The organism is Streptococcus sanguinis, from assembly GCF_050222175.1.
In the GTDB taxonomy this organism is placed as follows: Bacteria; Bacillota; Bacilli; order Lactobacillales; family Streptococcaceae; genus Streptococcus; species Streptococcus sanguinis_M.
On sequence record NZ_CP071420.1, the window covers coordinates 91,565 to 115,051 of the forward strand.

19 protein-coding genes are annotated in these 23,487 nt (G+C 44.7%); 11 read left to right on the plus strand and 8 right to left on the minus strand.

Translation table 11 applies throughout. The annotated features are described in order from the left end of the window. The first annotated feature begins 426 nt into the window (after positions 1-426). Together J1C91_RS00535 and thrC are read left to right on the plus strand one after the other, a co-directional pair. Positions 427-1,524: a LysM peptidoglycan-binding domain-containing protein gene (locus J1C91_RS00535; protein ID WP_002917863.1), complete on the plus strand. Its 1,098-nt coding sequence runs from the start codon at positions 427-429 to the stop codon at positions 1,522-1,524. Between the two features lie 112 nt (positions 1,525-1,636). After that, positions 1,637-3,121 (plus strand): threonine synthase, encoded by a 1,485-nt coding sequence (gene thrC, locus J1C91_RS00540; protein WP_002917862.1) that lies wholly within the window; start codon positions 1,637-1,639, stop codon positions 3,119-3,121. A 43-nt stretch (positions 3,122-3,164) separates the two neighbouring features. Here the strand turns inward: thrC and pulA are convergent, their stop codons facing one another. Together pulA and J1C91_RS00550 are read right to left on the minus strand one after the other, a co-directional pair. After that, a complete protein-coding gene (pulA, locus tag J1C91_RS00545) occupies positions 3,165-5,240 on the minus strand; it encodes a type I pullulanase (RefSeq protein WP_125438923.1) in 2,076 nt (691 codons plus the stop codon). A 117-nt stretch (positions 5,241-5,357) separates the two neighbouring features. Further along, positions 5,358-6,341: a LacI family DNA-binding transcriptional regulator gene (locus tag J1C91_RS00550; protein WP_125438921.1), complete on the minus strand. Its 984-nt coding sequence runs from the start codon at positions 6,339-6,341 to the stop codon at positions 5,358-5,360. Positions 6,342-6,776: 435 nt separating this feature from the next. Between J1C91_RS00550 and malQ the strand changes: the two genes are divergently transcribed. From malQ to nrdI, 4 genes are all read left to right on the plus strand, one after another. After that, entirely contained in the window at positions 6,777-8,288 is a 1,512-nt protein-coding gene (gene malQ, locus J1C91_RS00555) for a 4-alpha-glucanotransferase (RefSeq protein ID WP_125438919.1), read from the plus strand. 32 nt (positions 8,289-8,320) lie between these two features. Continuing rightward, on the plus strand, positions 8,321-10,582 hold the full coding sequence (gene glgP / locus J1C91_RS00560; RefSeq protein WP_125438917.1) for a glycogen/starch/alpha-glucan family phosphorylase: 2,262 nt from the start codon (positions 8,321-8,323) through the stop codon (positions 10,580-10,582). Positions 10,583-10,760: 178 nt separating this feature from the next. Further along, positions 10,761-11,279, plus strand: a complete 519-nt coding sequence (locus J1C91_RS00565; protein WP_002908476.1) for an ABC transporter permease — start codon at positions 10,761-10,763, stop codon at positions 11,277-11,279. Positions 11,280-11,341: 62 nt separating this feature from the next. Continuing rightward, complete coding sequence (nrdI, locus tag J1C91_RS00570; protein WP_002908478.1) at positions 11,342-11,830, plus strand: class Ib ribonucleoside-diphosphate reductase assembly flavoprotein NrdI; 489 nt, start codon at positions 11,342-11,344, stop codon at positions 11,828-11,830. A 31-nt stretch (positions 11,831-11,861) separates the two neighbouring features. On the opposite strand, the gene argS is transcribed toward nrdI, so the two are convergent. Further along, complete coding sequence (argS, locus tag J1C91_RS00575) at positions 11,862-13,550, minus strand: arginine--tRNA ligase (RefSeq protein ID WP_125438915.1); 1,689 nt, start codon at positions 13,548-13,550, stop codon at positions 11,862-11,864. 300 nt (positions 13,551-13,850) lie between these two features. Here argS and argR point away from each other — a divergent pair, with 300 nt between their 5' ends. Both argR and mutS read left to right on the plus strand, forming a co-directional pair. Then, positions 13,851-14,288, plus strand: coding sequence for an arginine repressor (gene argR / locus J1C91_RS00580; RefSeq protein ID WP_002894105.1), 438 nt, complete (start codon positions 13,851-13,853; stop codon positions 14,286-14,288). A 78-nt stretch (positions 14,289-14,366) separates the two neighbouring features. Then, positions 14,367-16,916: a DNA mismatch repair protein MutS gene (gene mutS / locus J1C91_RS00585; RefSeq protein WP_125438913.1), complete on the plus strand. Its 2,550-nt coding sequence runs from the start codon at positions 14,367-14,369 to the stop codon at positions 16,914-16,916. Between the two features lie 48 nt (positions 16,917-16,964). On the opposite strand, the gene J1C91_RS00590 is transcribed toward mutS, so the two are convergent. Both J1C91_RS00590 and J1C91_RS00595 read right to left on the minus strand, forming a co-directional pair. Then, positions 16,965-17,435, minus strand: a complete 471-nt coding sequence (locus J1C91_RS00590; protein ID WP_002908482.1) for a DUF3021 family protein — start codon at positions 17,433-17,435, stop codon at positions 16,965-16,967. Then, entirely contained in the window at positions 17,432-17,872 is a 441-nt protein-coding gene (locus J1C91_RS00595) for a LytTR family DNA-binding domain-containing protein (RefSeq protein WP_002908487.1), read from the minus strand. The genes J1C91_RS00590 and J1C91_RS00595 overlap by 4 nt, the downstream gene beginning before the upstream one ends. A gap of 183 nt (positions 17,873-18,055) precedes the next feature. Here J1C91_RS00595 and mutL point away from each other — a divergent pair, with 183 nt between their 5' ends. Then, the gene (mutL, locus tag J1C91_RS00600; protein WP_032912360.1) at positions 18,056-20,002 is read left to right on the plus strand and encodes a DNA mismatch repair endonuclease MutL; all 1,947 of its coding nucleotides are present in this window, start codon (positions 18,056-18,058) and stop codon (positions 20,000-20,002) included. A 35-nt stretch (positions 20,003-20,037) separates the two neighbouring features. On the opposite strand, the gene J1C91_RS00605 is transcribed toward mutL, so the two are convergent. Together J1C91_RS00605 and J1C91_RS00610 are read right to left on the minus strand one after the other, a co-directional pair. After that, positions 20,038-20,559, minus strand: coding sequence for an RDD family protein (locus J1C91_RS00605; protein WP_185761325.1), 522 nt, complete (start codon positions 20,557-20,559; stop codon positions 20,038-20,040). Then, complete coding sequence (locus tag J1C91_RS00610; protein ID WP_125438908.1) at positions 20,543-21,046, minus strand: helix-turn-helix domain-containing protein; 504 nt, start codon at positions 21,044-21,046, stop codon at positions 20,543-20,545. The genes J1C91_RS00605 and J1C91_RS00610 overlap by 17 nt, the downstream gene beginning before the upstream one ends. 169 nt (positions 21,047-21,215) lie before the next feature. On the opposite strand from J1C91_RS00610, the gene ruvA reads away from it, so the two are divergent. Then, on the plus strand, positions 21,216-21,806 hold the full coding sequence (gene ruvA / locus J1C91_RS00615; RefSeq protein WP_125438906.1) for a Holliday junction branch migration protein RuvA: 591 nt from the start codon (positions 21,216-21,218) through the stop codon (positions 21,804-21,806). A 9-nt stretch (positions 21,807-21,815) separates the two neighbouring features. Next, positions 21,816-22,388, plus strand: a complete 573-nt coding sequence (locus J1C91_RS00620) for a DNA-3-methyladenine glycosylase I (RefSeq protein WP_023916881.1) — start codon at positions 21,816-21,818, stop codon at positions 22,386-22,388. A 9-nt stretch (positions 22,389-22,397) separates the two neighbouring features. Here J1C91_RS00620 and J1C91_RS00625 read toward each other — a convergent pair whose 3' ends face one another. Next, positions 22,398-23,246, minus strand: a complete 849-nt coding sequence (locus J1C91_RS00625) for a helix-turn-helix domain-containing protein (RefSeq protein WP_049552830.1) — start codon at positions 23,244-23,246, stop codon at positions 22,398-22,400. Positions 23,247-23,487: the final 241 nt, after the last annotated feature.

Sequence of the window (23,487 nt, forward strand, 5' to 3'; positions counted from 1 at the left end):
AGGCGTTAAAAAACGACTGAAAAATAGGAACTGGACGATGGATTCGATGAATCCAAGTCCAGTTCTCTTTTTTCCGAGTTTTTAGCCGTAGTTCGATTTAGCTGAACTAAGCCAGAGTAAATAGATATATTCACAGCAAAAATAGACGAAGAAGCGATAGCTTCTAGGGATTTTATCTTTTTTGCCAAGAGCTTAGGTCGGGTTCAGTTTAGCCGAATACCAAGAGTTTAAATAAGTCCAAAAGAAACAGAACCTCTCTAAACGGGGTTCTTTTGCTTACTGCCATTTTTTATATGTTACAAAAAAATCTCCATATTACAAAGGGCGGACAGTTTTGTTAAATAGGTCGAAAAAGGCTTTTTTCTTAGAAAAATTATGGTAAGATGGTTTTCGTATCATGAATGATTAGGAAGGTGCATTTTGCATATGAAAATGAATAAGAAATTACTTTTGGCTTCAACTGTTGCTTTGTCAGCATTGCCTTTGTTGACAACGCGAGCTGAGGAGCAGCCACAAAACTGGACTGCTAGAACAGTTGAGCAAATCAAAGCAGATATTACGAGTAATGAAAATCAACAAACTTACACTGTTCAATATGGAGACACTTTGGGAAATATTGCTCAAGCGATGAACATTGATCTTGTTGATTTGGCTAAAATCAATCAAATTGCCAATGCTGACTTGATTTTCCCAGGTACTGTTTTGACCATTACAGCAAATGGGCACAACGAAATTACCTCTGTAGAAATCCAAAGCTACCAAGCAGGAAATAATGCAGGATTGGTAACGGAAGATTATACAGCAAGTGAGATTTTTGGTACTGAAGAAGCCGCTCCAGCGGCACCGGCTCAAGCAGCAGAAACTCCAGCTCCGGCTGTTGAGGAAGCTGTTGCAGCTCCAGCAGATCAAGCACCAGCGCCTGCTGAAGAAGCTCCTGCCCCAGTAGCAGAAGTTGCAAGTGAAGCAGCCCCAGCTGCGGAAGCAAATGCAGCCGCTCCTGTAGAAGCAGCGCCACAGCCGGCAGTAGCTACAAGTCCAGAAGCACCAGCAGAGGCGGCTCCAGAAGCTACTGAATTAGGCCAAGACCAAGTCAGTCAAGCAACTGCTGCAGTTGAACCTACAACTTACAACGCTCCAGCTGTAACAGACGCTGCTAGCGTGACAACTAACAATCCTGCTAATGAGGGTCTTCAGCCACAAACTGCAGCTCTGAAAGAAGAGATAGCAGCTAAATATGGAATTACAGAATTTAGTCTTTACCGTCCAGGTGATAGCGGAGATCATGGTAAGGGCTTGGCGGCTGACTTTATCGTTGGTGAAAATACCGAGTTAGGAAACCAGGTCGCAGCCGATGTTACTTCTAATATGACTGAAAGAGGAATCTCTTACGTTATCTGGCAGCAACAGTTCTATGCACCATTTGAAAGCATTTATGGACCAGCTAATACTTGGAACCAAATGCCAGACCGTGGCAGCGTAACTGAAAACCACTACGATCACGTTCACGTATCAATGAATGAATAAGATGAAAACAAGCTCAGAAATGGGCTTTTTCTTATATTCTCTGTGAAAAAGCGAGAATTTTCTGATAAATTTTGGTATAATAAAGCGAACTACAGATAAAGGATGAGAGAGAATGACCTTAGTTTATCAATCAACACGCGACGAAAAGAATAGAGTAACAGCTAGCCAGGCGATTCTGCAAGGCTTGGCAACAGACGGCGGGCTCTTTACGCCTATTACCTATCCGCAGGTCGATTTAGACTTTGCCAAGCTCAAAGACGCTTCTTATCAGGAAGTAGCCAAGCTGGTTTTGTCTGCTTTTTTGGATGATTTTTCTGAAGCGGAGCTGGACCACTGTATCAACCATGCCTATGACAGCAAGTTTGATGATGCGGCGATTGCTCCCTTGGTCAAGCTGGATGGTCAGTACAATCTAGAGCTTTTCCACGGAGCGACCATTGCCTTCAAGGACATGGCTCTGTCCATCCTGCCTCACTTGATGACAACTGCAGCCAAAAAGCACGGCTTGGAAAACAAAATTGTCATTTTGACGGCGACTTCTGGCGACACAGGTAAGGCAGCTATGGCAGGATTTGCGGATGTTCCAGGAACTGAGATTATCGTCTTTTATCCGAAAGATGGTGTCAGCAAGGTCCAAGAGCTGCAAATGACGACGCAGACAGGTGCCAATACGCATGTGGTGGCCATTGATGGCAACTTTGACGATGCCCAGACCAATGTCAAGCACATGTTCAATGACACAGACCTACGAGCTCGTCTCTTGGAGCACAAACTCCAGTTTTCATCAGCTAATTCCATGAATATCGGCCGTTTGGTGCCGCAGATTGTTTACTATGTCTATGCTTATGCTCAGCTAGTAAAGACGGGAGAAATAACAGCAGGAGACAAGGTAAACTTTACCGTTCCGACTGGTAATTTTGGTAATATCCTGGCGGCCTACTATGCCAAGCAAATTGGTCTGCCAGTTGGCAAGCTAATCTGCGCATCAAATGAAAACAATGTTCTGACAGACTTCTTCAAGACTCAGGTTTATGACAAGAAGCGGAGCTTCAAGGTGACATCTAGTCCATCCATGGATATTCTGGTTTCCTCTAACTTGGAGCGTTTGATTTTCCACCTGTCTGGTAACAGCGCTGAGAAAACAGCTGCCTTGATGGCGGCCCTGAATGAGCATGGACAGTATGAACTGACGGACTTTGACGCTGAGATTTTAGAGCTCTTTGCGGCTGATTATGCGACAGAGCAAGAAACAGCAGCTGAAATCAAGCGGGTCTATCAAGAATCTGACTACATCGAAGACCCTCATACTGCCGTTGCGTCTGCTGTCTATCAAAAATACTTGGCAGAAACAGGTGATCAGCGCAAGACTGTTATCGCGTCTACCGCTAGTCCTTATAAATTCCCAGTTGTGGCTGTTGAGGCTGTGACTGGCCAAACAGGACTTAGTGATTTTGAGGCTTTGGACCAACTGCACGAACTTTCTGGTGTAGCCTTGCCACCAGCTGTGGATGGCTTAGAAACAGCCCCAGTGCGTCACAAAACGACGGTCGCTGCAGACCAAATGCAGGCAGCAGTCGAGGATTACTTGGGATTATAAAAAACAAAAACATCAGCTTATTCATTGGCTGATGTTTTATAATCTATTTCAACACAATCAACTGCTTGCCAGCTAGGCTGTAACTGTCAGCTAGTGGTGCGATTGGTTTTTGGGCATCAATGGCTGGGTATTGGAGGTGCAACTTTTGCTTGTTTTTGTTTTCGTAGGCAGCCTCTTGGTTGCCAAAGTTGATGACGATTGTCATACTTTCTTTGCTGTCTTGAATCTTGTACTCCAATAAACTGTCTGTCAGCCAGTTGACCTGACAGGCTTGCTTGATGGCGGTGCTGGTCTTTAGATGCAGCAGCGGGTGTGCCCTGCGAAAGGCAATCAGCTTTTTAAGAAAAGCAATATCCTCTGTATAATGCAGGGAGCGCAGCCAGTCTAGTTTATTGATTTCGTCAGGCATATTGTAGGTGTTGTCAATCAGATTTTTAGTCCGGAAAAATTCCTGACCGCTGTGGATAAAGGGAACACCTTGAGCCAGCAGGACGAGATGGAGAGCCAGCCGCGAATTGGACAGCCGGTCCCGCAGGGTGATAGCGGGATTGACGATATCAAAATAGTCAAAAACTGTTGCATTGTCATGGCACTCCACATAATTAATAGCTTGCTGGGGCGCTATGAAGTGAGCCTTGCCTTTTAGACCGATATTGGCTGTCAGGACATTCTCAAGCTGACTGGCAGGAGTCTTGCTCTCGATTTGCCGGCCTTGGGCGATGGTCTGCTTGAGACTGTCACGGAAATGGTCGCTGAAAAATCCATAATCTGGCAGCTGGGCAGCATTGTACTGGTGAGCCAATCGCTCACTTGCCAGTCCAGTGTCCATCTGCCAGCCTTCACCATAGAGATAGATGTTAGGATAGAGCGTCTTGAGTTCGTCGGCTATCTGCTGCATGGTTTGGATATCTAAAATCCCCATCAGATCAAAGCGGAAGCCGTCAAAGCCATAGAGACTAACCCATTGCTTGACCGACTGCTTGATATAGCGGCGGGCCATGGCCTTCTCACTGGCTACATCATTGCCGCAGAAAGTCCCGTTGGTCCGGTAGCCCATGTCATTGAGTCGGAAAAAATAGCCGGGCACAATTTTTTCAAAAGCATAGCTGTTGGCATCATAGACATGATTGTAGACCACGTCCATGATGACGCTGATATCAGCATTGTGGAAGGCAGTAATGGCCGCCTGTAGCTCTATGATACGGGCATAGGGGTCTCGTGGGTCGCTGGCAAAACTGCCGTCTGGGACATTGTACTGGACAGGATCGTAGCCCCAGTTGTAGACGAGCTCTGGATGCTTTTCATCAACGCTGCCAAAGTCGTAGACAGGCAGAAGCTGCACATGGCTGATACCTAGCTCTTTCAGATAGTCCAGACCAAACTTCTGACCGTGAACAACTGGAGATTCGCTCAGTGAGGCAAACTTCCCAGGATAGGAGAAACCAGCTTCTTTCTGCATAGAGAAATCGCGGACGCTCATTTCATAAATGACGGCTTCTGTCGGATTCAGCTGTGTTTTTGCTCGTTTGATCGGCTTTTTAATCTTGTCTAGATCGATGACATAGCTGTTGCCCGAATTGACATCTGAGGATAGGGCGTAGGGATCGTGGACTTCCACCCACTTGCCATTGATCTTATGGAGATAAGAATAGGAGGCTCCCTCTAAATCTCCCTCAATCCGGGTATGCCAGACTCCCTTATCCAGACGTTTGAGATGGTGAACTTGGTCTTTCAGATGCAGGAGGACTTTTTCGGAAATCGGTGCCCAGAGTTTGAAATCGGTGGCTTGGGGACTGTATTGAGCTCCCAAATCGTCGCCTGCATAGTCAAAAATATCATCGAAAACAGGCTTTTTCACGATATGGCGGTACTGCAAGTCGGTATGGTTGCGGTCTTGATCATAGACCTTGTAGGACTGTGTCAGGTCAATGGGCTCATTAGCTGACACGGTGTAGATAATCCGATCTTCCTGATTGTTGATGTTTTTGATGGTTAAGGGGCTGGAGCTGTGCTTGTCTTCCAGTGTAAAGTGGATGGAGTAGGCATCAAAGCTCTTTTCCAGTTCGATGGTGATGATGTTTTCGTCATCTAAATAGGCTTGAAAAATACGAAAGGCCATGTTTTTCCTCTTTCTTTGTCGGTTTCTCTTCGGGTAATTGCTTTTAGTTCAGGCTTTGCCCTGGGTTGGGACAAGGCCGATATGTGAATCGTTGATGAATGAGCAAAAGCATTCGGATTAGCGAGTGCTGATGCTATGCGGAATCAGCTGGCGATAGCAGATTTGCTTGTCTTCTTTATTGTCCTTGATGATTTGGAAGAGGGTCCGGAAGGACTCTTTCCCAAGCTCGAGGGCATTGATATCGATATAGGCATCCACATCAATGCGCGGTTTGAGAGAATCAAAGGTGATAATGGGAATCTGGTAGTTCTGATCTTTGAGATAGTGCAGGGCTCCTTCTGCTACCAAGGTATCAGAGGTTACGATAGCTTCAATCTCATTCAGCGGCAGCTCCTCCATAATCTTGTAACTGTTGTCTTCCAGAAGGAAACCGAAGGCAAATTTGATAATGCGTTCATCCAAAGGTCGGTCTGCTTCATTCAGAGCTTGCTTGTAGCCTGTGTAACGATCTTGAGAAACGACCAACTCCTTATTCCCGGCCAGAAAGGCGATTTTTCGATAGCCCTTGTCAAGGAAGTATCTGGTCGCGTCATAGCCGGCCTTAATATTGTCATTGTCCACCAGAGAGATGAAAGGTGAGACAGCTTTCCCAAGGATAAGGAAGGGGAAGTTGTTTCTGACTGCAAAGTCGACCAAAGGATCGTCCTGCTTAGAATAAAGGAAGATCAGTCCGTCTACTCGCTTTCCTAAAATCATCTGCTTCATATTTTCCAAGCGGTGCTGTTCATCTTGCCCGGTGCTGATCTGGATGGCATAGTCATAGTCAGAAGCAATCTGAGAAATCCCCCGCAACACAGTTGGGAAAAAAGGGTTTTGATAGAAGACATCTGAGTCGTCCGGCAGAACCAAACCGATGACCTGGCTGGATTGGCTGACCAGACTTCTAGCATTGAGGTTGGGATGATAGTCCAGTTCCTTCATAGCAGCACGGACCCGTTTTTTGGTTTCTTCACTGATGGTTGATTTGTTTTGTACGACGCGGGTCACGGTAGAGGGTGATACGCCTGCTAGTTTTGCGACTTCTTTGATAGTAACTCGCATAAAAACCTCCTAAAGGCCTGCATTTGCTGGAAATCCTTACGATAACATGAACTATTTTAAATCTACTAGTAGAAGCACTTGCTTTCTAAGAGTCATGCAAACCTGTGCCAAAAATAGCTAGCAGCGACAGTGGTTTTGCCTGACTATTGTGGTCAAAAAAGCAAGTATGAGGCGGATTCTCCACAAACGCAAACGTTTTCTGTTTGTAAGAACATTTTAACACAAAAAGAGAACGCTTGCAAGAAGAGAAAAACGGTAAACAATTGGGGCTGTAAGAGAGTCCTAAAAGAGCATTATATCCATTAACCAATAAATTGAAAAAAATCTCAAAAACCCCTTGCACTAAAAAAAAAAATAGGTTATAATCAAGTCGACGCAAACGTTTGCATTAAGTAAAAATGAAAAGGCGTAGAGGAAAAATAACGAGGTGACAAAATGAAAAAACGTCAAAGCGGCGTGCTCATGCACATTTCATCCCTTCCGGGCAAGTACGGTATCGGATCTTTTGGCCAAAGTGCTTATGATTTTGTAGACTTCTTGGTTCGCACCAAGCAGCGCTATTGGCAGATTTTGCCACTGGGAACGACCAGTTATGGTGATTCTCCTTATCAGTCTTTCTCTGCTTTTGCGGGGAATACCTACTTTATCGATTTTGATATTCTGATAGAAGAAGGTTTGCTGAACGAGGCAGATGTCAAGAGAGCTGATTTTGGAGATGATCCTAGAAAAGTGGATTATGCAAAGATTTTCGATGCCCGCCGTCCAATCATGGAAAAAGCAGTTGCTCACTTCTTGAAAGCAGACGATCTGTCTGACTATGAGAGCTTTGTGGAGCAAAATGCAGCTTGGCTGGAAGTTTTCGCTGAGTACATGGCTATCAAAGAGCATTTTGATAATCTAGCTTGGACTGAGTGGCCGGATGAAGCAATCCGCCGCCGTGAGGCTGCTAGTCTCGCTTCTTATCGTGAGAAGCTGGCTGACAAGCTGACCTACCATCGTGTGACCCAGTATCTCTTCTTTAAGCAGTGGTTAAGATTAAAATCCTATGCTAATGAACATCACATTGAGATTGTCGGAGATATGCCAATCTATGTGGCAGCTGACAGTGCTGATGTCTGGGCACAGCCGCACTTCTTTAAGACGGACGCTGTTGGCAAGCCGACCTGTGTGGCAGGCTGCCCGCCAGATGAATTTTCAGAAACTGGCCAGCTTTGGGGCAATCCTATCTATGACTGGGAAGCGATGGATAAAGATGGCTATGCTTGGTGGATTGAGCGCCTGCGCGAAAGCTTCAAGATTTACGACATTGTCCGTATCGACCACTTCCGCGGCTTTGAGTCTTACTGGGAAGTGCCTGCTGACTCAGATACATCTGCTACTGGTAAATGGGTTAAAGGCCCAGACTACAAGCTCTTTGCTGCAGTCAAGGAAGCCTTGGGTGATTTGAATATCATCGCAGAAGACCTAGGTTTTATGACGGATGAAGTGATCGAGCTGCGCGAGCGCACTGGTTTCCCAGGAATGAAGATCTTGCAATTCGCTTTCAATCCTGATGATGAAAGCATCGACAGTCCGCATCTGGCGCCAAACAACTCAGTCATGTATACAGGAACCCATGATAACAATACTGTTTTGGGCTGGTACAAGGATGAGATTGACGACGCTACTCGCCAGTACATGGCACAGTACACCAATCGTAAGGAGTACGAAACAGTACCTCATGCAATGCTGCGCACAATCTTTGCTTCAGTCAGCTTTATGGCCATTGCGACCATGCAAGACCTACTGGAATTAGACAGTGCAGCACGGATGAACTATCCATCCACAATTGGTGGCAACTGGACTTGGCGGATGACAGCTGAAGAGCTGAATCCAATCATCGAAGGTGAGCTTTACAGCTTGACCAAGACTTACCGTCGTATGAATACCGATTTAATTAACAAATAAATAATAGCTAACTAGGCTTGAAGGGATTAATCATGTCAAACTTACAAACTTATATCAAAAATACTTATTCAAAAAATCTTGCTGATTGCAGCAACGAAGAACTCTATCTGGCTCTTTTAAACTACACTAAATTAGCCAGTGCTCAAAAGCCAGTCAATACTGGTAAGAAAAAACTCTACTATATCTCAGCAGAGTTCCTGATTGGTAAACTTTTGTCTAACAACTTGATCAACCTTGGACTTTACGATGATGTGAAGCAAGAACTGGCAGATGCTGGTAAAGACTTGATTGAGGTAGAAGAAGTTGAGTTGGAGCCGTCTCTGGGTAACGGAGGCTTGGGCCGTTTGGCTGCCTGCTTCTTGGACTCTATTGCGACATTGGGTCTCAATGGTGATGGTGTAGGACTGAACTACCACTTTGGTCTTTTCCAACAGGTTTTGAAAAACAACGAACAGACAACTATTCCTAACTTCTGGCTGACTGAGCAAAACTGGTTGGTTCGCTCTAGCCGTAGCTACCAAGTGCCATTTGCTCACTTCACTCTGACATCTACTCTTTATGATATTGATGTGCCAGGTTACAAGACAGAAACTAAGAACCGTCTTCGTCTCTTTGATTTGGACTCAGTGGATGCGGATATCATCACAGACGGTATTGACTTCGATAAGACAGATATCGCTCGCAACTTGACCCTCTTCCTCTATCCAGATGATAGTGACAAGCAAGGTGAGCTGCTCCGTATCTTCCAGCAATACTTCATGGTTTCAAATGGTGCTCAGCTGATTATTGACGAAGCGATTGAAAAAGGCAGCAACCTGCACGACTTGGCAGACTATGCTGTCATCCAAATCAATGATACTCACCCATCTCTGGTTATCCCAGAAATGATTCGTCTCTTGACTGAGCGTGGTTTGGATCTGGATGAAGCAATTGCTATCGTACAGAAGATGACTGCTTATACAAATCACACGATTCTGGCAGAAGCTCTTGAAAAATGGCCTCTGGAATTCTTGAAAGAAGTAGTACCGCATCTGGTACCAATCATCAAAGAGCTTGACAAGCGCGTTAAAGCTAAATACGCAGATCCAGCAGTGCAAATCATTGATGAAGACGATCGTGTGCACATGGCTCACATGGATATCCACTACGGATACAGTGTCAATGGGGTTGCCGCTCTGCATACAGAAATCCTGAAAAACTCTGAGCTCAAGGCCTTCTACGATATCTACCCTGAAAAATTCAATAACAAGACCAACGGTATTACTTTCCGTCGTTGGCTCATGCATGCCAACCCACGTCTGTCTCATTATCTGGATGAGTTGCTGGGCCGCGACTGGCACCATGATGCAACTAAGCTCGAAGGCTTGTTGGAATTCACTGGCACTGCAAATGTTAAAGAAAAATTGGAAGGCATCAAGGCTCACAACAAGCGTAAATTGGCTCGTCACTTGAAGGAAGCCCAAGGTGTGGAAATCAATCCAGACTCTATCTTTGATATCCAAATCAAGCGTCTGCATGAGTACAAACGCCAACAAATGAACGCTTTGTACGTTATCCACAAGTATCTGGACATCAAGGCTGGTAACATCCCTGCTCGTCCAATCACTGTCTTCTTCGGTGGTAAGGCTGCTCCTGCTTACACGATTGCTCAGGACATCATCCACCTCATCCTTTGCTTGTCAGAAGTGATTGCTAATGACCCTCAAGTAGCTCCACACCTGCAAGTAGTTATGGTAGAAAACTACAATGTTACAGCATCTAGCTTCTTGATTGCAGCTGGTGACATTTCTGAGCAGATTTCCCTGGCTTCTAAGGAAGCATCTGGTACTGGTAACATGAAGTTCATGCTTAACGGTGCTTTGACTCTTGGTACAATGGACGGAGCAAACGTTGAGATTGCAGAGCTAGTCGGCGAAGACAACATCTACATCTTCGGTGAAGATTCTGAGACTGTTATTGACCTCTACGCAAAATCTGCTTACAAGTCTAGTGAGTACTATGCACGTGAAGCTATCAAGCCATTGGTTGACTTTATCGTCAGCGATGAAGTATTGGCAGTTGGTAAAGCTGAACGCTTGGAACGTCTTTACAATGAACTGATCAGCAAGGACTGGTTCATGACCCTGCTGGATCTGGAAGACTATATCCAAGTGAAAGAGCGCATGCTGGCGGACTACGAAGACCGCGATGCATGGATGGACAAAGTCATCGTCAATATCGCCAAAGCTGGCTTCTTCTCATCTGACCGTACTATCGCTCAATACGAAGAAGAAGTATGGCACTTGAACAGCTAATATTCTTTAAATAAAAAAAGCCGAGACAGCAGTGTTTCGGCTTTGATTTTTTAGTCGAAGAAATAAATAAGGATTTAGCTATTGTTTGGGCTTCTGAAAAGGTGAAAGCCTCTTGGCCTTGTCAGCTTTTTCTTTTCGGTGTATAATAAGTGAAAATATTTCTTTACAGGAGGCGTTCATGAAAAAGAAACCAATTTATCTTTATGTTTTGCTGGGATTGTCAGCAATCGGAACTTTACTGGGAGTATGGAGCCGTTTTTTCTCCAAGTTTTCTGAGGTAGATTATACACAAATAAATTTCTCAAAAGAGTTGAGTGATCAGACAAATCAGTTTAATCAACTTTATTTTGAATTTCTTCGTAATGGAATGAATATGATTATTTTTTTCGTTATGACGGCTCTGTTAATAGCATCTATCGTCTTTTTGGTTAGAAAAAATCTGCAGATGGCTAATATTAGCTATATCGTTTATATACTAGTCAGTTTGTTATCTCAAGTTTACGTCTATATTTCATCGAAAGGAATTGTTGGCAAGGTATTTACAAGCCCTGAAAACATTGCAACGCATTCAAACAGCCTTCTTTTAGGAACAGTGCTGGGCTTTATTATCAGTTTAATTTATCTTTCAATCGTCGTCTTTAAGCTAATCCAGCAGCAAAAAGAGGCTGAAAAAGCGGAACTAGCTGCAAACGAATAAAATTTGACAAATAACAGATAAGTGCTTACAATTTTAAGAAGCAATATCTGTTATTTTTTAGAATGGAGAGTAAAATGACAAAGGTTTCCTTGGTTTACATCAGCCTGAGCGGCAATACAGAGAGTTTCGTCCGTCGGCTGACAGACTATTTGCTGGAGCAGCATCCAAGCCTAGAAGTAGAGAAGATTCATATCAAAGACCTGGTAAAGGAAGGAATTCCCTTTTTTGAAATGGACAATCCTTTTATCGCTTTTCTGCCGACTTATCTGGAGGGTGGCAATGGTGTGGACAATGGCGATGTAGAAATTCTGACAACCGATGTAGGGGATTTTATCGCCTATGGTCAGAATGCCAGCAAGTGTCTGGGGGTCATTGGCAGCGGCAATCGTAACTTTAACAACCAATACTGTCTGACAGCCAAGCAATACTCAGAGCGGTTCGGATTTCCGGTTTTGGCTGATTTTGAAATGCGCGGCATGTTGGGAGACATTAAGAAGGTTGCGGGGATTATTGAGGAGCTCTATCATATTGAAAAAAACGAAAACCAGTGAGGTTTTCGTTTTTTGATGTTCTAAATTAAGCTTACATCTTTTCTGGCGCTTCTACTCCTAGCAGACGTAGAGCTTCTTTGAGGACAACAGCTGTTGAGTAGCTGAGAGCCAGACGGCTGTCGCGTTCAGGGCTTTCATCCAGAATCCGCGTGTGCGCATAATATTTGTTAAAGGCTTGAGCCAGACTGATAGCGTATTTGGCAATCAGAGATGGTTCATAGTTATCAGCAGCACGCTTGACAACGCGACCGAAGTCTTGGAGCAGCTTGATAATTTCCCAGCTTTCTGGATCGTTCAGGCTGTATGTAGCCGCTGCATCTGGCTGGAAGTTCGCCTTGCGCAGGATAGACTGGATACGAGCATAGGCATACTGGATGTAAGGGCCTGTTTCTCCCTCGAAAGAAACCATAGCTTCCAGGTCAAAGTCGTAACCATTGCGGCGGTCGGTTTTGAGGTCGTAGAACTTAACTGCTCCTACCCCAACTGCACGAGCAACAGCGTCCTTGTTTTCCAATTCTGGGTTTTTAGCTTCAATCTGACTTTTTGCTCGGCTGATAGCTTCCAGCAGAGTTGGTTCGAGGAGGATGATATTTCCTTTACGTGTAGACAATTTTTGACGGTTCTTAGTCACCAGTCCGAAGTCAACGTGAATCATGTCATCGCTCCAGTCAAAGCCCATCTTTTTCAGAACGGCCTTGAGCTGTCTGAAGTGGTTAGCCTGCTCTTGACCTACAACATAGACATTTTTGACAAAGTTGTAAGTGCGAGCCCGGTAGATGGCTGTTGCGATATCACGTGTGATGTAGAGGGTAGCACCGTCTGATTTTTTAATCATAGCAGGCGGAAGGTTAAAGTCTTCCAAGTCTACAATGCTAGCTCCTTTTGATTCCTGCAGGAGACCCTTGTCTTCAAGGATTTGAATCCCTTCGTCCATCTTGTCATTGTAGAAGGCTTCACCGTTTAGGCTGTCAAACTCGACACCTAGGAGTTCGTAGATACGGTTGAATTCTGTCAGACTTTCGTCGCGGAACCATTGCCAAAGCTCAGTTGCTTCTGGGTCGCCATCTTCTAGCTTCTTGAACCAAAGGCGGCCTTCTTCATCCAGAGATGGGTCATTTTCAATCTCGGCATTGATACGCACGTAGAGTTTGAGGAGCTCGTCAATAGGGTTAGCTTCAACAGCTTCCTGACTTCCCCACTTCTTATAAGCTACCATCAAGAGACCAAACTGTTTGCCCCAGTCTCCCAAGTGGTTGATTTTGATGGTGTTGTAGCCAATCTTGCGGAAGATGTTGGAAAGAGCGTCACCGATAACAGTAGAGCGCAAGTGGCCGACTGAGAAAGGCTTGGCAATGTTTGGACTGGACAGGTCGATGGTGATATTCTGATTATTTCCTTCGTTTTGCTGGCCGTAGTCAGCTCCGTCTTTGATGACTTCTTTGATAACTTGGCCGGAAATTTCAGCCTTGCTGAGGAAAAAGTTAACATAAGGACCAGTCGCAACGACTTTGTCAAAATGCGCTGTGTCAATCTTTTCAGCGATATCAGCAGCGATGATTTGAGGAGCTTTGCGCTCAGTCTTTGCCAGAGAAAAGGCTGGGAAGGCGATATCGCCAAGTTCAGAGCTCTTTGGCTGCTCCAATAAATTTAAAATAGCGTCTTGATCAAGGCTGTCAATAACCTTGGCCAATTCGCCGGCAATCAACTGTTTGTTATCCATATTTGCTCCTTTGTGTCTTTTGTTATTATTTTATCACATTTTTCAAGGAATCTTCAATTTTTTTGGGAATAATTTTTGGGCTAATAGGAATTTTTCTGATATAATAAGAGGGATAAGAACCTGTATTTATAGATGAGTTTTCCATCTAAATGCTTCCTTCTCTGACACTCTTGGTTAAAGTTTTTTGTTTATTCTCAGTATTCCTGCAAATCTTTGCCTAGATTGATGGAGAAGCAGTTTTTCATCGGATGGAGTATTCTTCATGAATGCAGCTTCTAAATATTCAATAATGAGGTAAAAATGAGAAAGAATGACCGTCATCAGTTAGTCAAAACGATGATTAAGGAGGAAAAGCTAGGAACGCAAAAGGAGATTCAGGATCGTCTGGAAGCGCAAGGGATTTATGTAACGCAGACTACCCTGTCGCGTGACCTTCGTGAAATCGGCCTGACTAAAGTTAAGAAGAAGGGGCTGACTTATTATGTTTTGGCGCATGAGACTGAAGAAATTGATTTTATAGAGTTTTTAGCCAAGCATGTGGAGAGTGTGGCCAGGGCAGAGTTTAGTCTGGTTCTTCGCACTGGCCTGGGAGAGGCAACAGTGCTAGCCAATGTCGTGGACAATTCGTTCGATAGCCGTATTCTGGGGACTGTTGCGGGTGCCAATACTCTTTTAGTGGTTTGCCGGGATCAGGCAGCGGCTCAGGAGATTGAAGAGCAAATACAGGAAGTGATGTAAGAATCACAGTTTTTTCAGGAAAAATGGAGAGGTTTGAGACGGAAGTCCTGACCTCGTTTGTTTTTAGAAAGGATAGAGATGGCAGTAGAAAAGTTATCGCCAGGCATGCAGCAGTATTTGGATATCAAAAAGGACTATCCAGATGCTTTCTTGCTCTTTCGGATGGGGGATTTCTATGAGCTGTTTTATGATGATGCAGTCAATGCCGCCCAGATTTTAGAGATTTCCCTCACCAGCCGAAATAAAAATGCAGAAAATCCAATTCCCATGGCTGGAGTTCCCTATCATTCGGCTCAGCAGTATATTGATGTTTTGGTCGAGTCAGGCTATAAGGTAGCGATTGCAGAGCAGATGGAAGATCCAAAGGAAGCCAAGGGCGTTGTTAAGCGGGAGGTCGTTCAGGTTATCACGCCGGGAACGGTAGTGGACTCCAGTAAGCCGGACTCTGCTAATAACTTTCTGGTGGCTCTGGATTACTCAGACGGCCTCTATGGTCTGGCTTATATGGACTTGGTGACCGGTGAGTTTCAGGTGACCAGTCTAGAGGACTTTGCCTTGGTCTGCGGGGAAATCCGCAATTTGAAAGCTAGGGAAGTGGTGCTGGGCTATGCCTTGCCAGAAGCTGAGGAGCAGGTCTTGGCTGGGCAGATGAACCTTTTACTGTCCTATGTACAGACGGCCTTGGACGATGTCCAGCTGCTGGGCGAGGAGCTGTCTCCGATGGAACGTCAGGCAGCAGGGAAATTGCTGGAGTATGTGCATCGGACTCAGATGAGGGAGCTCAGTCATTTGAAGAAGGCCCAGCATTATGAAATCAAGGACTTTCTGCAAATGGATTATGCCACTAAGGCGAGTCTGGATTTGACAGAAAATGCTCGCTCGGGCAAGAAGCACGGCAGTCTTTATTGGCTGATGGACGAGACCAAGACAGCCATGGGAGGCCGCATGCTGCGCTCTTGGATCCAGCGTCCGCTGATTGATGAAGCGCGAATTAGCCAGCGACAGAATGTCGTTGAGGTTTTTCTGAATCATTTCTTTGAGCGGAGTGATTTGACAGAGAGCCTCAAGGGAGTCTATGATATCGAGCGGTTGGCTAGTCGGGTGTCTTTTGGCAAGACCAATCCCAAGGATCTGCTGCAGCTGGCAGCTACATTGGGCAATGTGCCTCAGATTAAGGCTATCCTGCAAGGAATCGGCAGCCCGCATCTAGCTCGTTTGATTGAGGGCTTGGATCCTATTCCAGAGTTGGCGGGCTTGATTAGCTCAGCTATTTCGCCGGATGCACCTCATATCATCACCGAGGGCAATATTATTCGGACTGGTTTTGATGAGACCTTGGATCAGTATCGGCTTGTGCTGAGGGAGGGAACCGGATGGATTGCGGAGCTGGAAGTCAAAGAACGTGCTAATAGCGGCATCAGCAATCTGAAGATTGATTACAATAAAAAAGATGGTTACTATTTCCACGTGACCAATTCTCAGCTGGCTCATGTGCCTAGTCATTTCTTCCGCAAGGCGACCCTGAAAAATTCTGAGCGTTTCGGAACGGAGGAGCTGGCCCAGATTGAGGGAGAGATGTTGGAGGCGCGTGAAAAATCTGCTAATCTGGAATACGAGATTTTCATGCGGATTCGCGAGGAAGCTGGCAAATACATCCAGCGCTTGCAGGCCTTGGCGCAAACTCTGGCAGCTGTAGATGTCCTGCAGAGCTTTGCTGCGGTAGCGGAGCAACTACATTTGGTGCGCCCCGTCTTTACTGCAGAGCGCCGTCTGCAGATTGAAAAAGGACGGCATGCTGTTGTGGAAAAGGTCATGGGAGCCCAAAGCTACATTCCAAATAGTATTCTGCTGGACCAGGAAACGGATATCCAGCTGATTACCGGGCCTAATATGAGCGGGAAATCGACTTATATGCGCCAGCTGGCTATTATCGTCATTATGGCGCAGATGGGCTCTTATGTACCCGCTCAGTCTGCCAGTCTGCCGCTATTCGATGCGATTTTCACTCGCATTGGTGCAGCAGATGATCTGGTGTCTGGCCAGTCCACCTTTATGGTGGAGATGATGGAGGCCAATCGGGCCATTCGACAGGCCAGCGAGCGTTCGCTCATCCTCTTTGATGAGCTGGGCCGTGGGACGGCTACTTACGATGGGATGGCGCTGGCTCAGGCTATTATTGAGCATATTCATCATTATACTGGAGCCAAGACCCTCTTTGCCACCCACTATCATGAGCTGACAGCCTTAGAGGATAGCTTGGAGCATTTGGAAAATGTCCATGTGGCAACCTTGGAAAAGGACGGGCAGGTGACTTTCCTGCATAAGATTGAGCCGGGTCCGGCTGACAAGTCCTACGGGATTCACGTGGCGAAAATTGCCGGTCTTCCTGAGAAATTACTGGAGCGGGCGGATAACATTTTGAGTCATTTGGAGAGTCAGGATACAGGACTAGGCTCAGAGCTTCCTACCGAATCCAGACAAACCCGGTCACAAGTGGCGGAGCAGATATCTCTTTTTGCAGAAGGGCCGGAAAATCCGGTCCTGACTGAACTACGAGACCTGGACATCTACAATATGACTCCCCTGGAAGTCATGGCGGTGGTAGCCGAGCTCAAGAAGAAGTTGTAAAAACCAAGAACAGACTTGTGAAATTAACAAGTCTGCTCTTTTTATTTCTCACGATTTTCTAGACAAACCGCTATTGATTTTTTGAATGTTGCGGTAAGTGCGGTAGTAGATGGCACCTGAAATGATTAGATAGATGAGGGTGAATTCCCCGACGGCAGTTAGTGTCAGGCTAAGTATTTTTTCTCTTGGGAAAAATCCAGCTAGATTAGCCAAAAGTGCAAAGGTTAGAATCATCACGCCAAAGTGGCTGACGACGGAGCGCAGGATGCTCCAGTCTCTTTGGAAGAAGCTTCCGCTCCATCTGAAAATAGCTCCCATGATAAACCAGATAAGCATGCAGTAGAGCATGATGAGGGAAACATGGACATGCTGGCTCAAAAAGAAGTGGCCAATAGGCGAGCGAGGATGAAGCGGTAGATAAGCTGGATTGTAAAAATAAGAAACAATCATGGAGAAGAAGAGACCGATGAAAATCCCTCCAATTCCTCCGAAAAAGAGTTCTTTAAGACGAGTTTTCATAATTGCAACCTTTCTTTAATGGATTTTAGATAACGGCGGGACGAGTATGTCTGATCGCCGTTTTTCAGAAATATCTGAATCAGACCATTTGGAGTCAGCTTGAGGTGGCTGATTTGTCGGCTGTTGATAATCTCCGACTGAGAAATCTGCAGGAAATATTCCGGTAGGACCTGCAGCAATTGATAAAGAGCTTGTTGAGCTCGATAGCTGTCTTTTGCTGTTCGAACCTGAATCTGGCGGTTTTCTGTATAGATTCGGTGGATTTCCTTAGCATCCAGCAGATAGATTTCGTCCTCTTTCTTGACATGAATCTTGTCTTTTTTGCCTAGATGTTGAGCAAAGTGGACCAATTCCTGAATACTTTCTGTCATGAGGCGAGCCTCAATGCTGACGGAGTCTTCGGTAACTTGAGAATCAATTCTTAGCTTAACTTTCATAACTTCCTCCTTTCACCTTTATTAAACCGCAACATGGCAGAGAAAACAAGCCCTTTTGCCTATGTGGCAGCTATTTGTGTCTATCTGGTTTGGCTTGTGAGCAGAATGGTCGAGAAAGGCTGCCTTCTGATAGAAAGAGCCCAATGTGTTATAATAGATAGCAGAACAAATACGGAGAAAAAGATGTCAAAAATTATCGAACTTCCAGAAATTCTAGCCAATCAGATTGCGGCCGGTGAAGTCATTGAGCGGCCTAGCAGCGTGGTCAAGGAGCTAGTGGAAAATTCAATTGATGCGGGTGCAAGCCAGATTACCATCGAAATCGAGGAGGCCGGACTCAAGAGCATTCAGGTAACGGATAATGGCGAAGGCATAGACCACGAAGATGTTCCTCTGGCCCTTCGACGCCATGCTACCAGTAAAATCAAGAAGCAGGCGGATCTCTTTCGGATTCGGACATTGGGTTTCCGTGGTGAGGCCATTCCTTCCATTGCTTCTGTCTCGCGTTTTACTATTGAGACAGCGACGGAAGCCGGCCAGCACGGGACTCTGCTGGTTGCCCAGGGTGGCGAGATTGAAGAGCATGAGCCTACCAGCAGTCCGGTGGGAACGAAAATCAAGATAGAAGATCTCTTCTTTAATACTCCAGCCCGGCTCAAGTATATGAAGAGCCAGCAGGCTGAGCTGTCCCATATCGTTGATGTGATTAATCGGCTCAGTCTGGCCCATCCGGAAGTGGCTTTCACCCTTATCAGCGACGGCCGAGAAATGACACGGACTGCCGGCAGCGGCAATCTGCGTCAGGCTATTGCAGGAATCTATGGCCTGGCAACAGCCAAGAAAATGGTGGAAATCTCTGCTTCAGATCTGGACTTTGAAGTGAGTGGTTATGTCAGTCTGCCTGAGTTGACTCGTGCGAATCGGAATTATATTACGATTCTCATCAATGGCCGCTATATCAAGAATTTCCTGCTCAATCGTGCTATTTTGGATGGCTACGGCAGCAAGCTGATGGTAGGTCGCTTTCCACTCGCGGTCATCAATATTCAGATTGACCCCTATCTGGCCGATGTCAATGTCCATCCGACCAAGCAAGAGGTGCGAATTTCTAAAGAGCGGGAACTCATGGCCTTGATTTCGCAAGCAATTTCGACCAGTCTCAAGGAGCAAGACCTTATCCCGGATGCTTTGGAAAATCTAGCCAAATCAACTGTTAAGCGTGCGACTAAGCCTGAACAGACCAGTCTCCCGCTGAAAGAAAATCGCCTCTACTACGATAAGGAGCAGAATGACTTTTTCCTCAAGCCGCAGGTGGCCGAGCAGCAGTTATCCTTTGAAGAAACAGCAGATCCTGTTCAGGCAAATACTGACGAAAAAGCAGAACCGCCACAATCAACTTCGGTCAAATTTGCAGAGAGAAGGCCAGTTAGTTATGACCAGCTAGACCATCCAGAGCTAGACCAGGCCAGTCTGGAGCGAGCTGTGGATAAGTTGGAGCAGGAAGAGAAATCAAGCTTCCCAGAGTTAGAATATTTCGGCCAGATGCATGGTACCTATCTCTTTGCTCAGGGCAAGGGCGGTCTTTACATTATTGACCAGCATGCTGCCCAAGAGCGGGTCAAGTATGAGTATTATCGAGAGAAGATAGGGGATGTGGACAATAGCCAGCAACAGCTCTTGGTGCCCTATATCTTTGAATTTCCAGCAGACGATATGCTGCGAATCAAGCAGCGGATGGAGCTGTTAGAAGATGCTGGCATCTTTTTAGAGGAGTACGGAGCCAATCAGTTTATCCTCCGTGAGCATCCCATTTGGTTCAAGGAAGAGGAGATTGAAGCAGGTATCTATGAGATGTGTGATATGCTTCTCCTGACCAAGGAAGTTTCTATCAAGAAATATCGAGCAGAGCTGGCCATTATGATGAGCTGCAAACGCTCCATCAAGGCCAATCACAGTCTGGATGACTACTCTGCGCGTGACTTGCTCTTTCAGCTGTCCCAGTGTGACAATCCTTACAACTGCCCACACGGCCGACCGGTCTTAGTCAATTTTACCAAGTCGGATATGGAAAAAATGTTTCGCCGCATTCAGGAAAATCATACTAGCCTGCGGGAGTTGGGGAAATACTAAACTCTATAGAAGATCAAACAGCCCTAGTCATAGAACTAGAGCTGTTTTGAATTTTTGAGCTGAACTTGCGTTCCAGCAAGCAAATCAGCTGGATGGCGTTTGTCCTTGCGAAGTAGTCCCATCAGCAGAAAGATCAAGAAGAGAATACCTGCTGAAGTTGACAAGATAATTGACAGGGTATCTGCTTGATAAGCATTACGGATAGCTCCCATATGTCCCAGTTGCCAAGGGAAAAACTTGATAGCAGAGCGCAAAAGGCTGTGGGAAAGTCTCCTATGTTTGTAAACCAACTGTAAACCTGCCCAACGCTTGCCAAAACTTCCTTTTCTATAGTCTAGCCAAGCAAAGATGATAGTTAGAGGCAGGACGGAGCTAGAAAAAGCCAGAAGTTGGCTCTGAGCTTCAGTGAATGCAGGAATGCCCCCTAGAACCAGATTGTAAAAGCCCATAGCCAGTAAAAAAAGAGCAATGAGATAGCCCAAGATGAAGAGCCAGTCTCCAATCAGCTCTTTCAGACGAGTTTTGACAGGTATGGGATTGTCAGTTTTTAGTTTCATCTTGAGCATCTTCTTTCTCAGAATCATCAAGGTCGATAACCTTGTCCAGATACTTTTTCTTAATCTTTAGCGCCTTGTTAATAGCCATTGCGGATGCGATTAAGAGGAAAAAGGTCAACCAGACCAGCGCAGTGAATGTTGTTGGCAAGCTAGAACCTGCAAAGAAGAGAAAGATAGCTAGGGCAGATACAAAAATATACAAAACCTGCCAGAAGCCATAAGATTTCACTTCCTTGTAGTAGCGATCTTTTTCGTCTTCTGAGAGGACGGGTTTTATTTCCGGCTTGTTGCTGTCTTCTAAAAGCAGATAATCTGTCGTCACCTGGAAAATCTTGCTCAGCTCTACAATTTTTTCCAGCTCTGGCAGCGCTTGGCCAGACTCCCACTTGGAAATGCTCTGACGAGAGACATTAATTTGTTCAGCCAGTTTTTCTTGTGACCAGCCTTTTTCTTTTCTTAGTTCAAATAATTTATCATTGAGTTTCATGATTGCAGCCTCCTTTTCTTTGCTAACTCTATCCTAACAGCTTTTAGTTATCTTGAGAATACAGCTTCCTGTACATTTTGTCAACCACCGGTTGCACTTCTATTTGCAGTTTCCAGACAGAAAATATGATATACTAGATAGGCAAAATGATACAACAAGAAGGAAGATTATGTACGAATATTTTAAAGGAATCATCAGTAAAATCACAGCCAAGTACATTGTATTGGAAGTCAACTCTATCGGCTATATTCTTCATGTGGCCAACCCCTATGCTTACTCAGGGCAGCTTCATCAGGAAGCTAAGGTCTATGTGCACCAGGTGGTGAGAGAAGATGCGGAGCTCCTTTACGGCTTTGCGACTGAGGAGGAGAAGCAACTCTTTCTCAGCTTGATTTCAGTCTCAGGTATTGGGCCAGTGTCTGCCCTGGCTATCATTGCTGCAGATGATAATGCTGGCTTGGTGCAAGCTATTGAGCAAAAAAACATCACCTACCTGACCAAGTTTCCTAAGATTGGTAAGAAAACAGCCCAGCAGATGGTGCTGGACTTGGAAGGCAAGGTAGTGGCGGCGGATGATCTGGCAGAAAGCAAGGCACCTGTCCAGACTGTGGATAATCAGGAGCTGGAAGAAGCCATGGAAGCCATGCTGGCTCTGGGCTACAAAGCTGCTGAGCTTAAGAAAATCAAAAAATTCTTTGAGGGCACGACGGATACAGCTGAAAACTATATCAAGTCCGCTCTTAAGATGTTGGTAAAATAGGAGAAAGCTATGACCAAACGCTGCGGCTGGGTAAAAATGAACAACCCCTTGTATGTGGCCTATCATGATGAGGAGTGGGGCAAGCCCCTTCATGATAATCAGAAATTATTTGAATTGCTTTGCATGGAAACCTATCAGGCTGGACTTTCTTGGGAGACCATTCTCAATAAACGCCAAGCTTTTCGAGAAGCTTTTCATTTCTATAATGCCCAGAAAATTGCTCAGATGACAGATGCTGACTTGGATAGTCTTTTAAATAATCCTAATATCATCCGTAATAAGATGAAAATCTATGCGACCAGGGCTAATGCTCAAGCTTTTTTGACTGTTCAAAAGCAGTTTGGCTCTTTTAACGACTATATCTGGTCCTTTGTCGATTTCAAAACGATTGACAATCAAATTACGAACTACAAGGAAGCCCCAACTAAGACAGAGCTGTCAGAAACTATGTCCAAGGCTCTGAAAAAGCATGGCTTCAAGTTTGTCGGTCCTGTTTGTGTCTATTCATTCCTAGAAGCAGCTGGCCTTATCAATGATCATGAAAAGGATTGTGACTTCAATCCACATAAAAATACCGTTTGAGAAAAACTCTCAACGGTATTTTTCAATTTCTTCTTTTAGAGATTTTACTAGCTCTTTTTCATCGGCAAGTTGTAGTAGAGCAATCCCTTTTTTTATTAATTCGTTATCATTTTTGCAAATTCCAAGTCGAATCTGTGAAAGCCCGAGGGAATCATAACGTTTTTCTTTTTTTGACAAATCGTAAATGTACTTAGTAATTTCAGCGCATTCTCTCTTTAATCCATTATAAAGATAGATGGTAGAAAGGTTGACTAAAAGACCGATTTGTACATTATTCCCATAGCGAAATGATTGGTATTTCTTTATACTATTTAAAATCTTTTGGGTAAATTGTTTGATATTTTCTAAAGGGAAGAAATAAAGGATAGTAGAAAGAAGTCGAAAATCACTTTCATACCAAGTGTCCTGTTTTTCTAAATACGCCCAAATTTTATTGGTAGTAGCATTAATTTCTTTTGTCTCAGAAATTCCATTTTGTCTCAGATGAATAGTAATATTGATGCTATCTAAAGCATGTTTAATCGGAATATCGGAATGTTTACATAGATATGCCTCGCATTCTCTCTTTAATTGTAACAAACCTTTCGTCCCTACAATAGTCTCACCTTGGTTATAAAGAGAATTTAAAATTTTCTGTCTCTGACTAGGTTGATAATAATCACAAATATATTTAAATTCTTCTAGTGTCATATCTATCTGGCGAAGTAAAAAAATCATGGTATCGAACTTTGGCACGACTTGTCCACTTTCAATTCGTGCCAAAGTTGAGCGAGCTAAAAAATCCCCACAAATTTCTTCTTGAGTCAGCCCTTTTGATTTTCTAATTTCTTTATAGATTTTTCCATAATCCCAGCGCATAAGAACCCTCTTTGAAAATGTTACTAAAAGCTACGTTTTGAAAAAATGTTTTAAAATAGTATATCATGAAATAGAAAGGAGGGCAAAGGTGGGAAAAACAAAGCGCAAATTTATTTTGCTAGTAATGATTATTGTTAATGTATTTCCATGGTGGTGGCCTTGGGAATAGGTCTAAATATGAAAGAGAGGAGGGTGAGCCCAAAAGGCTAAATAAGACTTTACATTAAATTATATTACCTTT

What these genes read in the sequence shown, in the direction of transcription:
- J1C91_RS00535 (WP_002917863.1), top strand. Translation starts at nt 427, where the DNA reads ATGAAAATGAATAAGAAATTACTTTTGGCTTCAACTGTTGCTTTGTCA.
- thrC (WP_002917862.1), top strand. Translation starts at nt 1,637, where the DNA reads ATGACCTTAGTTTATCAATCAACACGCGACGAAAAGAATAGAGTAACA.
- pulA (WP_125438923.1), bottom strand. Translation starts at nt 5,240, where the DNA reads ATGGCCTTTCGTATTTTTCAAGCCTATTTAGATGACGAAAACATCATC.
- J1C91_RS00550 (WP_125438921.1), bottom strand. Translation starts at nt 6,341, where the DNA reads ATGCGAGTTACTATCAAAGAAGTCGCAAAACTAGCAGGCGTATCACCC.
- malQ (WP_125438919.1), top strand. Translation starts at nt 6,777, where the DNA reads ATGAAAAAACGTCAAAGCGGCGTGCTCATGCACATTTCATCCCTTCCG.
- glgP (WP_125438917.1), top strand. Translation starts at nt 8,321, where the DNA reads ATGTCAAACTTACAAACTTATATCAAAAATACTTATTCAAAAAATCTT.
- J1C91_RS00565 (WP_002908476.1), top strand. Translation starts at nt 10,761, where the DNA reads ATGAAAAAGAAACCAATTTATCTTTATGTTTTGCTGGGATTGTCAGCA.
- nrdI (WP_002908478.1), top strand. Translation starts at nt 11,342, where the DNA reads ATGGAGAGTAAAATGACAAAGGTTTCCTTGGTTTACATCAGCCTGAGC.
- argS (WP_125438915.1), bottom strand. Translation starts at nt 13,550, where the DNA reads ATGGATAACAAACAGTTGATTGCCGGCGAATTGGCCAAGGTTATTGAC.
- argR (WP_002894105.1), top strand. Translation starts at nt 13,851, where the DNA reads ATGAGAAAGAATGACCGTCATCAGTTAGTCAAAACGATGATTAAGGAG.
- mutS (WP_125438913.1), top strand. Translation starts at nt 14,367, where the DNA reads ATGGCAGTAGAAAAGTTATCGCCAGGCATGCAGCAGTATTTGGATATC.
- J1C91_RS00590 (WP_002908482.1), bottom strand. Translation starts at nt 17,435, where the DNA reads ATGAAAACTCGTCTTAAAGAACTCTTTTTCGGAGGAATTGGAGGGATT.
- J1C91_RS00595 (WP_002908487.1), bottom strand. Translation starts at nt 17,872, where the DNA reads ATGAAAGTTAAGCTAAGAATTGATTCTCAAGTTACCGAAGACTCCGTC.
- mutL (WP_032912360.1), top strand. Translation starts at nt 18,056, where the DNA reads ATGTCAAAAATTATCGAACTTCCAGAAATTCTAGCCAATCAGATTGCG.
- J1C91_RS00605 (WP_185761325.1), bottom strand. Translation starts at nt 20,559, where the DNA reads ATGAAACTAAAAACTGACAATCCCATACCTGTCAAAACTCGTCTGAAA.
- J1C91_RS00610 (WP_125438908.1), bottom strand. Translation starts at nt 21,046, where the DNA reads ATGAAACTCAATGATAAATTATTTGAACTAAGAAAAGAAAAAGGCTGG.
- ruvA (WP_125438906.1), top strand. Translation starts at nt 21,216, where the DNA reads ATGTACGAATATTTTAAAGGAATCATCAGTAAAATCACAGCCAAGTAC.
- J1C91_RS00620 (WP_023916881.1), top strand. Translation starts at nt 21,816, where the DNA reads ATGACCAAACGCTGCGGCTGGGTAAAAATGAACAACCCCTTGTATGTG.
- J1C91_RS00625 (WP_049552830.1), bottom strand. Translation starts at nt 23,246, where the DNA reads ATGCGCTGGGATTATGGAAAAATCTATAAAGAAATTAGAAAATCAAAA.